The organism is Pseudoflavonifractor phocaeensis (assembly GCF_016901735.1).
Lineage (GTDB): Bacteria > Bacillota > Clostridia > Oscillospirales > Oscillospiraceae > Pseudoflavonifractor_A.
In genome coordinates, this window is the sequence record NZ_JACLZC010000082.1 from 1 (window position 1) to 9906 (window position 9906).

Consider the following 9906-nt stretch of genomic DNA (forward strand, 5'->3'; position numbering starts at 1 on the left):
CGCAACATACTGCTGTTCTCTTGGGCAATTCGTCCACGTTGAACAAACGGGGTGAAAATCCACCAAGGTGCAACCGGACTACGCCTGCTGGTTCCAGTTTAGCAAATCCCGCGGCTGGCGCACAGACTATATTTTCATTCTCAGCTGTGATGGCATTTCATGAGGCGTTGAAAAATGAATACCCATCACCAGAGACGATACTCTCCGGGGAAGCAACGCCAGGACGTTGTCGCAGAGCACCGACAACCGAGCGTACCAAGGGGAAGAAAACGCTGTGTTGGTCAAACAAGGCCGCAGGGCAGGAACCGGTATGGTGCATGGCCAAACCCAGAAAACCAGAAAGGGAAAAGACAGACCCTGTAAAAAAACCGCTGAACTGCTGCAACAGTTCAGCGGCCTGCCGCGTTTCGGAAAACACAGCCTAATCTGTGTCCCAGTTTAACAGAGAGACCTCCGAAACGCAAGAAATTTTTTCTCTGAATTTGAAACACCGGAGGTACTAATCATTGAAACTGTCTGTCTACAAGTCCTACGACGACCTGCCCCTGTTCCTCAACGCCAGGATGGTGGCGCAGGTACTGGGCGTGTCCATCTCCACCGCCTACGAGCTGCTCAACGATCCCAGCTTCCCCACGCTTCGTGTGGGGAGCCGTATGGTAGTTCCGAAAGAGAAGTTCATCCTGTGGGCGGAGGGACAGTCAGGAGGTGCCAAATGAGAAAACAGCACTGGCCCAAGCGGGACCCTATCAAGAACTACTTCCCCCTCCCCAACGAGATCTTCTCCCTGGGACTGTCCGCCGGGGCGATCGCAGTCTACGGGTTTCTCCTCCACCGGGAGGACCGGAGGACCTACCAGTGCGTGGCCAGCTACCGGACCATCGGAGAGGCGGTGGGGATGAGCGTCAACACGGTGCGCAAGTATGTGACCGAGCTGGAGGACCGGGGTCTGATCCGGACGGAGCGCACCACCGTCACCACCCGGGACGGCCGCACCCTCAACGGCTGTCTGCGTTACTACATCCTGCCCATCCAAATGTCCATCGAGCAGTTCTATGAGCGGCAGCTCCACGCAGCTGACCTGGCTCTGGAACGACAGAGAGCGGAGCAGCGCATGGCGGCGCTGGAGAGAAAGGAGTGTGCATTCGGATGCTGATGCAGATGATCGACTGCATGATCGAGCAGGACCCGTCTCTGTCAGCACGGCGCACCATAGACATGCGGCGGTACATTGTCAACCGGTGGAACCGTACGCACGAGAAACCTATCGACGAAGATGCGGTAGCTCTGTTCCTCTGCGATGAGAGCCGCGGAAACCTGACAGATGAACAAAGAATTTTTGCGAGAGAGTGCCGTGAGGAGATCAAGGCCTGCTATCGAAATGTGATGTTCCAGATGTTTCAGTGCGGCGAAATGATGCGCTGGCATCTGGTGTCCGGCCCGGAGGAATACTGCAGGATCTTTCTGCCGCAGTACGCCGTCCCCTGCAACAAGCAACTCTCCCCGTGTAACGGCCTGTGAGGGGCTGTGTGCCTCGATTTCGGGAGGGGCAGAGTCCCTGCCCCTCCTGGCGGTTTCGGGGCGGATTTGGCCCGTTGTTCCACCGCTGCGGAAGAGGCCTATCCGGGGAATTTGCCGCCCCATAACTGATTTACGGAGGACGAAAGGAAAAGCAGGAGAAAGCCCTGGCGCTTTTGTTGCGCCTGGGCGGTCACTTCCGCCCGCAGTGCGGGCGGTTTCAGGGGTTGGAGTTGGCGCTGTTCTGACCAACCCGATTTGAGATTGGCGCTGTTTTTTCTCAAAAGCCGCCTGAATCCCCGCTGTGACAGGCTTTCGGGCGGCGCTGATGCAATAAAGAGAGGATTTTGAATTTGAAAAAGGAAAACAAGAAACATTCCGTCTGGCTCAGTGAATCCGCCTGGACCGAGGTGGAATCGCGCTACCGGCGAGATAACTGCTCCACCAGAAATGAATTTATCGAAAAGGCCATTCGTTTCTACTCCGGCTATCTGGATGCGGAATCTGCCGATGCTTACCTGCCCCGCGTCCTGTCCGATGTGCTGGAAGGCAAGCTGAATGCATTCGGTAAACGGATGGGACACCTGCTGTTCAAGCTGTCGGTGGACCAAAACCTCATGGGAAATATCCTGGCCGCCGACATAGAGATCGACCCGGATCAACTGCGGAAAGCCCGCGTCCGGTGCGTCAAAGAGGTGAAGGAAACCAACGGCGAGATCAGTTTCGAAGACACGGTCCGTTACCAAAAGGGGCTGAGTGATGCCGGGACTGATCCAGAAGTCAGGCTACATCAAACCGGGAAGCGGCGGCGGGCACTACGCCGAATACATCGCCACCCGGGAGGGTGTGGAGCTAATCGAGGCTCCATCCCCCTCCCACGACGGCGGCGGATACCTGGAATATATGGCCCAGCGCCCCCGCTCCCACGGTCTGTTCTCCGCTGACGGTCCCGCTGATCTGGAGAAAACCATGGAGGAGATCAACGGGCATACCGGGCCGGTGTGGACCTTCGTCTACTCTTTGAAACGGGAGGACGCCCACAGGCTGGGCTACGAAAGCAGCGAGAGCTGGCGGAAGTTATTGCTGGCCCACCAGACGGAACTGGCTCAGGCCATGAAAATTTCGCCCAGTAGCTTCCGATGGCGGGCCGCCTTCCACGACGAAAAGCACCACCCCCACATCCACATGATGGTCTGGTCGGCGGATCCAAAGCAGGGGTTTCTTACGGAAAAAGGGATCGAAAAAATGCGCTCCCAGCTGTCCAATGAGATCTTCCGGGACGAACTGCTGTCTCTCTATCAAAAGAAAGATCTGTCCTATCAGCAGGTGAGGGACGCGGCGGTGGAGGCCATGGGGCGGCTCATTCAGGAGATGGAAACAGGCCTGTGCCACAGTCCGATCATCGAAACGCAGATGGAGACGCTGGTCGGAATGTTGGAGGATCACAAGGGCAAAAAGGTCTACGGCTACCTGAAAAAGCCGTCAAAGGCGCAGGTGGACGCCATCGTGGATGAGCTGGCCAAGGTCCCGGAAGTGGCCCAGTGCTATGAACAGTGGAATCAGCTTCGGGACGAACTGGAGCGTTACTACAAGGACACGCCCAGAGAGCACCTGCCCCTCTCCCAGCAGAAGGAGTTCAAAGCCATCAAGAACATGGTCATCGGAGAGGCGGAGCGGCTCCGGTTGGGCACGGTTACCTTCGAGGATGCCCGCATGAGAGATGAAGTCGATGAGGACCAGGGTGCGGTGTACTTCGCCTGGAACTCCAACTGGCGGATGGCCGAAATCTACCAGAGTGCCAAGGAGGTGCTGGAGGAGTACGAAAACCCAGAGAGTGAAAAAGCGGAGCAGGTACAGGTGCTGGAGCAGCTCTGGCAGAGAGGTTTCACCCTGGCCGCCTACCAACTGGGCAAGTGCTGGCGGGATGGGCGGGGCGTCCTTCCCGACGATCAGCAGGCGGAACTGTGGTTCCGGCGGGCCGCGGAAGCGGGATATGACTTCGCCCAATACGCGCTGGGAAAGCTTCTGCAAGGTCAAAACCGAATGGGCGAGGCGGTATCCTGGTATGAAAAAGCGGCGGCGCAGGAGAACACCTGCGCCGCCTACCGCCTGGGAAAGCTGTATCTGGAGGGGAAAGATGTCCCGAAAGACGTGCCCAAAGCGGTGGCCTATCTCACCGAGTCCGCCGAACACGGGAACCAGTATGCCCAGTACACTCTGGGAAAGCTGTACCTCACCGGGCAGGGTGTCAAGCAGGACCGGGAGCAGGCCTGGGGGTATTTCTATGAATCGGCGGAACAGGGAAACGAGTACGCCGACCTCTTTCTGGAGCACTTCGATCAGGCGCGCAGGCCCAATGTGTTCCTGTCGGCCACCCGGCTGCTCCACCATCTGAGTCAGATCTTTCGTGACAACTCGGCGCCTCCTGCCGCTCCGGTGGGACAGCGGGTGGACCGAAAGCTGCGGCGGAAAATCCAGAAAAAGAAGATCGCCATGGGTCACAAGCCGGACGACCATGAGGAAGCTCCCCGGCAGGACATGGGCGGCATGACCATGGGGTGGTAGGCGTATCAGGAACTGCATCGCAGAGTCAAAGATAAAAGTCTCCCGCATCCGCGGGAGGCTTTGGAGCCAATCATTTCACACCGAGCAGGAGCATCACGGCCACGCCCGCCGCGATGGGGAACAGAAGAAAGAAAACTTGAGCAAACCCGCTTCGCTTTTCCTTGCTGCGGAACGCTCTGCCGGGATCATCCAGATAATACAGCTGGATCTGCACCGGCGGGACGGCGCGCTCCAGGTATTTGTACTGATACTGCTTTCCGGAGACCTCATAGGCGTAGGTGGCATGATAGTGCGAGGTGGTTGTCTCATTAGGTGTGACACCGTCATCCCAGTATTTGATCCGCTTGGCCGTCACCACATGACCCAGAGCCATCGCCTTCTCCACCCGCCTGCTTCGGGGCGGATGGGCATGAGACCACCGCACCTCCAGGATAAAGAGGATAACAGTGACGGCGATGCCGACCACGGCGCTGGGTTGGAGCACAGAGGTTCCGAACTCTTCCATCAGTGCGATCACTTCCGCCATAGGATCTCCGCCCCCCTGCTCTGCACAGTCTGTATGAAAATCATATCACAGAGGCAGCGGAGATACAAGGTGTTTGATTGGCCGTGCCAGAGTTTCTTAAAATGATAACTTTCTGAAAATAGTTGCAGTTGGGGGTGGCTATTGGAAGGGAGTTCGGGTATTGTGTGTTGCTGACAAAAAGGAGGCGGCACACATGCGCGACACACTGGAAAATCTATACTTTGGAAATATCACCCCCAACGATCAGATCGTCAAATCGGGGACTGCCCTGAAAAAGGCTATGGAACAGTCAGCAGAGTGCGAGGAGAAACTCACCGCTCTGTTGGAGGACAAAGAAAAAACGCTGCTGCTCCGGCTTATCAACGCGGAGAATGAGATCGGCAGCACCATGGCCCTGGAGAACTTCATCCTGGGTTTCCGTCTGGGGGTACGCATGATCCTGGAGGCCCTGGACGAGGATGACGGCAGTCTGCTCGACCCAAACAAGGAGGGATAGCCTATGGCAAAACGCAGACCGTCCGGTGACGGCATGGTCCGAAAGCGGGAGGACGGCCGCTGGGAGGGCCGCATCGTGGTGGGCCACAAGCAAAACGGCGAGCCCATCTTCCGGTATGTCCTGGCCAAAACCCAGAAGGAACTGCTGGACAAGCTCCACCGGGACCTGGAGGCCTTTCAGGATGTGGAGCTCACCGAAGACAGCCGCATGACCCTGGGCGAGTGGCTGGACCGGTGGATGGAGGACTACGGCGCGGCCACCCTGCGGCCCAACACCCTGCGCAGCTACGAGCAGTTCATCCGGTGCTACATCAAGCCCTATCTGGGGGATAAGATCGTCTCCCGGGTGACCCGCATGGACATTCAGAAGCTGTACCGAAAGCTGAAACACGAGGGCCGTGTCCGCGAGCACCCGGAACACGGGCACGAGCTGTCGGACACCATGGTACTCCGCATCCACGCCATGCTCCACCGGTGCCTGAAAGACGCGGAGGCGGCCCATGTGATCGCCCGGAACCCCACCGACGGGGCCGCGGTGCCCAAGGCCAACCATCGTCCCAAACAGATCCTCACAAAGGAGCAGATGGACATCTTCCTGGCGGCGGTGGACCGCAGCGAGATCTGGCGTGACTTCTTCTACACGGAGCTGACCACCGGTCTCCGCCGGGGCGAGATCTGCGGCCTCATGTGGCAGGACTTCGACGAGAAGGCGGGGACGTTAAAAATTCTCCGGTCGGTGAACGTCCCCAAGGCCGGGGAGTTGGAGATCGGCGAGACGAAGACCAGCCAGGGCCGGCGGACCATCCGTCTGCCGCCCAGCACCGTCCAGCGGCTGCGGGAGCGGAAGAAACACGCCGTCAGCCAGTGGATCTTCCCGGAACCGCTGGCTCCGGAGAAGCCGGTGCGCCCCAGCGCCGCCTACTACTGGATGAAACGGATCTTAAGAGAGGCAGGGCTGCCTGCGATCCGATTCCACGATTTAAGGCATACCTTTGCCACCCACGCCCTCACCAGCGGCGTGGATGCCAAGACCCTGTCCAGCATCCTGGGCCACACCAACGCCAGCTTCACCCTGGACACCTACACCCATGTGACGCCGGACATGCAGCAGGAGGCCAGCCACATCGTGGGCGGCTTTCTGGAAGATCTCCTGGGGAAAGACCTGAAACCGTGGCAGAGAGACAGGCCGGAAGGAGGTGCACGCCATGGCTAAGCGCCGGAAAAAGGGCGAGGGCTCCGTCCGCCAGCGGAAAGACGGCCGCTGGGAGGGCCGGGTGGTCATCAGCTACGACGAGAAGGGCCTGCCCAGGACAAAGAACGTCCTGGCTAAGACGAAACGGGAGTGCCAGGAGAAACTGAAACAGCTCCGGGAGACGGTGACCGGCTCCAAGACGGAGAAGGTCCGGCCGGAGATGCCCTTCGGGGAGTGGCTGGATTTCTGGTATCAGAACTACGTCAAGCCCCAGATCCGCCCCACCACCCAGGCCAACTACGAGGCGAAGATCTATCAGCACATCATCCCGGAGCTGGGGAAGATCCCCCTAAACCAGCTGGCACAGAAGGACCTCCAGCAGTTCTATGCCCGGATGAAAACGGGCGGGCGGCTCATCCGCACGGAGCAGTTCGGCAAGGGGCTGTCCGACTCCATGGTGCGAGGCCTCCATGCCGCCTGCCGGTCCGCTCTGGAAAAGGCGGTGCAGGAGGAGCTGATCCGTACTAATCCGGCGGTGGGCTGTAAACTGCCGCCCAAGCGGGGCCGGGAGATGCAGGTACTGGGCCGGGAAGAGCTCCAGCGGTTCCTCATCCAGGCCCAGGCGGAGGGCTACTTTGAGTTGTTCCTTCTGGACTTATGTACCGGCCTGCGCCGGGGCGAACTGCTGGCCCTCCAGTGGGACGACCTGGATTTCAAAACCGGGACCCTGACCGTGAACAAGCAGGTCTACGAGGTAAAGGGACAGCTCCAGGTGAGCGTTCCCAAAACCAAGGCGTCCATTCGCAGACTGGTCCTGCCGCCCGGCGTGGTGGAGGTGCTGCGGCAGTATCAGAAGACGGTGGGCTCCCGGTGGATGTTCCCCTCGCCGGTCAAAGAGGATATGCCCATGACGCCGGGAGCGGTGCGCCGGCGGCTCCAGATCATTCTGGAGCGGGCCGGATGTAAGAGAATCCGATTTCACGATTTACGCCATACTTTTGCTACGATGGCCCTCTCCAGCGGCGTGGATGTAAAGACCCTGTCCAGTATGCTGGGCCACTACAGCGCCGGGTTCACCCTGGACACCTATACGCACATCACCAACGATATGCAGCGAGGCGCGGCGGAGAAGATCGGCGGCTTCATGGAAACGGCTACGGCCAAGCCGGAACCTGAGCCGCCTGACCCGCCGGAGGAGAGCCGGTGCAAGGTGGTACCGTTCGAGAAGGTGGGATAAGAAACAAGCATAGCGCCAACGGAGATATTACCATTCCGTGGCGCTATGCTTTGTTTTAGGGTTGAATATTCCAAAGAGTTTCTGCTATCTCATGCAGCCACTTAGCTCTGGCATCAATTTTTTCCTCTGTCCATTCGTCTTCCAATAAAACAGCATTTAAGGTAACCAGTCCCTTGGCGCAGGCTTCAAGCCCTGGCTTATTTGCACCTTTTCCAGACTTTTTTGTAGTCCAATCACTATCTCGTATTGATGCATTTAGCGCTTGAGGAATGATCGCAAGATTTCCTAATGTGAGTAGCTTCGAATCTCTTTGCTTTGCAATTTCATCTGAGGCGCAGGCGGACCAGTTGTTTCTCCATTTCTTTGGCATGAGATGCTCCAAGCTATACCCATCAAAGCCAAGAAGCAAAGTTGCACTATTTGCAGGGCGGATATAGCTTTCGATGAGGTAAAGAATACCTCTGGTTTGCAGGTTGGTCAGCTTAGATTTTTGGAACCCATCCAATAACTCCTCATTAGTAGGAATGTATGTTGTTGCGTCATTTCCGCTGTGGAGCTTGGCTACCAAAGAGGTGGCATCCAAAACCTCATTACGAATCAGAGAAGTGAACAGGTTGTTATAGTTTTTTGTTAGTGAATGAACGACCATTCTGCGCATGATGTAGCTTTCCAGGATGCCATACATGGCATTTCGTTCATCCTCACTATCCACATTCTTAGCGATATACAGTGTGTAGGGAATGAGCGTAGATGTCTTTAACCCAAAGATTATTATATTTAAACGCTCAATACCAAATGTGCCCGGAATGCTTACCCCACAGGTGTCTGGATTAAATATAGTTCTAAAACAGATGGCATAATCCTTCATTTGGCTAAGTATAACGCTTTTGTCTCCACCGCAATAATGGTCGATAAAATGCTGATAGGACTGTGCCAAACTATCAACTCTGGCGTACATGATCTTATCGTCATTGCTGATATTGTATCGCTTGTTCTGAATGAAAATCTGGAAAAAAGAATCAAAAAAGATGTCAATGATGGCACGCTTCATTCGACCAGTTTCAATCTCGGTATCCCAATAGGATTTTGCATCATCATCTTTTTCAAAAACAGAGGCCCATTTTGCCTCATATTCGCCAATGGTATCTCTGCTGAAAAAGTAGTTTTTCAGCAGCTCCGAGGTTGTCAAATTAACGCCAAGAGAATTGATTGTGTTAAAAATTTGCTGTTCGTCCTCGTCTGCATTCAAATCAATTCGCACGAATTGGGCATTCATCATGACCATCATAATGTTGAGTTTATTCTCATCAATATGGTCAACAAAGTAATTATACGCTTCAATAATTCGGGACTGAGGCGCAGGGTTACCTATTTTATCTGCAGATGTAGAAGCCATAACTCTTTCGAAAGCTTCAATATCATTTCTCCCGTGGCGCAAAGCAATTGACTGCCCCATAATTCTAAACTGGCAATCAAACGTCGTAGATTGGCCGAGTTTCAAACACAGAACTTTCATAAAAAGAAGAAAGGTTGTCAGTCGCTGCTGCCCATCTACAATCGTTCTGCAGTCAGTAAAATTTTCGCCAGGATGTGGTCTGCGACCTTCTTTCAGAATGATAGATCCAAAGAAGTGAGGCTTATTTGTCTTGACAATATACTCCATATCTTCAATCATCCGTGCCCAAAGATCCGCTTTCCAAACATAGGATCGCTGGAAGAAGGGTACTTCTATAAGCGTAGAGTTATTGAAAATATTTGTGATAATTGCTTTATGTGCATCCATAGTGAAACTCCTTGCAAAACAATCCTAATAGTCTATACAAGCGAGAATCCTGTACAGGCTATCGGCATAATATGACAGTCTTGTCCTTATGCTATCATGTAACTACTATGAAAGCAACATGATGATTGACTGTTCTACACCCAAAAGCGCGATATTTCTCCCGTTAGGGATGGGTTAGGGATTTGGCGGTTTCGGCGGCTATCCTCGCTCATGTTCCTGCCGCTTTTCTGCCCCTTGAACCACCGCTGAACAGCACTCGCCGAAATTAAAAAAATCGAACTAAAAATACAGAAAAACCGCCTATTTAGGCGGTTTTTCTAAGAAAGTTGTCCTCCGTGGTCACCTTGGAGTATCATCAGCTCAGATTTATGAATGCTTTATATAATTTTATCAAATGCACCATTTTTTCACAAGCCGCAATTTCGCGTGAGAAATGCACCAAAAATGTTACGTGAAAAATAAAATTGGTGCAAAACTCTAAAAACTAAATAGTGTTTACACGAGTAATGTAGTATAATAGGGACAACAGCCCAGAAAGAGGTGTTCCTATGAGTAACGAACAACAACGCCACGATATCAGTGATGAGGTATGG

The 9906-nt window shown here is 54.7% G+C and carries 10 protein-coding genes and 1 pseudogene; 8 read left to right on the forward strand and 3 right to left on the reverse strand.

Translation table 11 applies throughout. From position 1 onward, the window contains the following. From H7U37_RS13380 to H7U37_RS13395, 4 genes are all read left to right on the forward strand, one after another. Positions 1–425 (forward strand): hypothetical protein (locus tag H7U37_RS13380; RefSeq protein ID WP_204876429.1); only part of this gene is annotated, 425 nt, incomplete at its 5' end. A gap of 81 nt (positions 426–506) precedes the next feature. Then, positions 507–716 carry a helix-turn-helix domain-containing protein gene (locus H7U37_RS13385; protein WP_204876431.1) on the forward strand — a complete coding sequence of 70 codons (210 nt, stop codon included), beginning with the start codon at positions 507–509 and terminating at the stop codon, positions 714–716. Further along, positions 713–1153, forward strand: coding sequence for a helix-turn-helix domain-containing protein (locus H7U37_RS13390; RefSeq protein ID WP_204876437.1), 441 nt, complete (start codon positions 713–715; stop codon positions 1151–1153). The genes H7U37_RS13385 and H7U37_RS13390 overlap by 4 nt, the downstream gene beginning before the upstream one ends. Then, positions 1135–1518 carry a hypothetical protein gene (locus tag H7U37_RS13395; protein WP_338049837.1) on the forward strand — a complete coding sequence of 128 codons (384 nt, stop codon included), beginning with the start codon at positions 1135–1137 and terminating at the stop codon, positions 1516–1518. Before H7U37_RS13390 ends, H7U37_RS13395 begins: the two co-directional genes overlap by 19 nt. Before the next feature lie 98 nt (positions 1519–1616). On the opposite strand, the gene H7U37_RS13400 is transcribed toward H7U37_RS13395, so the two are convergent. Then, on the reverse strand, positions 1617–2261 hold the full coding sequence (locus tag H7U37_RS13400; protein ID WP_204876438.1) for a hypothetical protein: 645 nt from the start codon (positions 2259–2261) through the stop codon (positions 1617–1619). A gap of 13 nt (positions 2262–2274) precedes the next feature. Between H7U37_RS13400 and mobP3 the strand changes: the two genes are divergently transcribed. After that, the gene (gene mobP3 / locus H7U37_RS13405) at positions 2275–4080 is read left to right on the forward strand and encodes a MobP3 family relaxase (protein ID WP_204876440.1); all 1806 of its coding nucleotides are present in this window, start codon (positions 2275–2277) and stop codon (positions 4078–4080) included. A 70-nt stretch (positions 4081–4150) separates the two neighbouring features. Here mobP3 and H7U37_RS13410 read toward each other — a convergent pair whose 3' ends face one another. Next, positions 4151–4606, reverse strand: coding sequence for a hypothetical protein (locus H7U37_RS13410; protein WP_204876441.1), 456 nt, complete (start codon positions 4604–4606; stop codon positions 4151–4153). A 193-nt stretch (positions 4607–4799) separates the two neighbouring features. On the opposite strand from H7U37_RS13410, the gene H7U37_RS13415 reads away from it, so the two are divergent. The 3 genes and pseudogenes from H7U37_RS13415 to H7U37_RS13425 form a co-directional block, all read left to right on the forward strand. Next, positions 4800–5102: a DUF6809 family protein gene (locus H7U37_RS13415; RefSeq protein WP_204876442.1), complete on the forward strand. Its 303-nt coding sequence runs from the start codon at positions 4800–4802 to the stop codon at positions 5100–5102. 3 nt (positions 5103–5105) lie between these two features. Further along, complete coding sequence (locus H7U37_RS13420) at positions 5106–6314, forward strand: tyrosine-type recombinase/integrase (RefSeq protein WP_204876443.1); 1209 nt, start codon at positions 5106–5108, stop codon at positions 6312–6314. Next, positions 6307–7470: pseudogene (locus H7U37_RS13425) on the forward strand (tyrosine-type recombinase/integrase); the annotation flags it as partial. The gene H7U37_RS13420 and the pseudogene H7U37_RS13425, both read left to right, overlap by 8 nt. A 115-nt stretch (positions 7471–7585) precedes the next feature. Here the strand turns inward: H7U37_RS13425 and H7U37_RS13430 are convergent. Continuing rightward, positions 7586–9313 (reverse strand): DUF262 domain-containing protein, encoded by a 1728-nt coding sequence (locus H7U37_RS13430; protein ID WP_204876450.1) that lies wholly within the window; start codon positions 9311–9313, stop codon positions 7586–7588. Positions 9314–9906: the final 593 nt, after the last annotated feature.

What these genes read in the sequence shown, in the direction of transcription:
- H7U37_RS13390 (WP_204876437.1), top strand. Translation starts at nt 713, where the DNA reads ATGAGAAAACAGCACTGGCCCAAGCGGGACCCTATCAAGAACTACTTC.
- mobP3 (WP_204876440.1), top strand. Translation starts at nt 2,275, where the DNA reads ATGCCGGGACTGATCCAGAAGTCAGGCTACATCAAACCGGGAAGCGGC.
- H7U37_RS13410 (WP_204876441.1), bottom strand. Translation starts at nt 4,606, where the DNA reads ATGGCGGAAGTGATCGCACTGATGGAAGAGTTCGGAACCTCTGTGCTC.
- H7U37_RS13415 (WP_204876442.1), top strand. Translation starts at nt 4,800, where the DNA reads ATGCGCGACACACTGGAAAATCTATACTTTGGAAATATCACCCCCAAC.
- H7U37_RS13420 (WP_204876443.1), top strand. Translation starts at nt 5,106, where the DNA reads ATGGCAAAACGCAGACCGTCCGGTGACGGCATGGTCCGAAAGCGGGAG.
- H7U37_RS13430 (WP_204876450.1), bottom strand. Translation starts at nt 9,313, where the DNA reads ATGGATGCACATAAAGCAATTATCACAAATATTTTCAATAACTCTACG.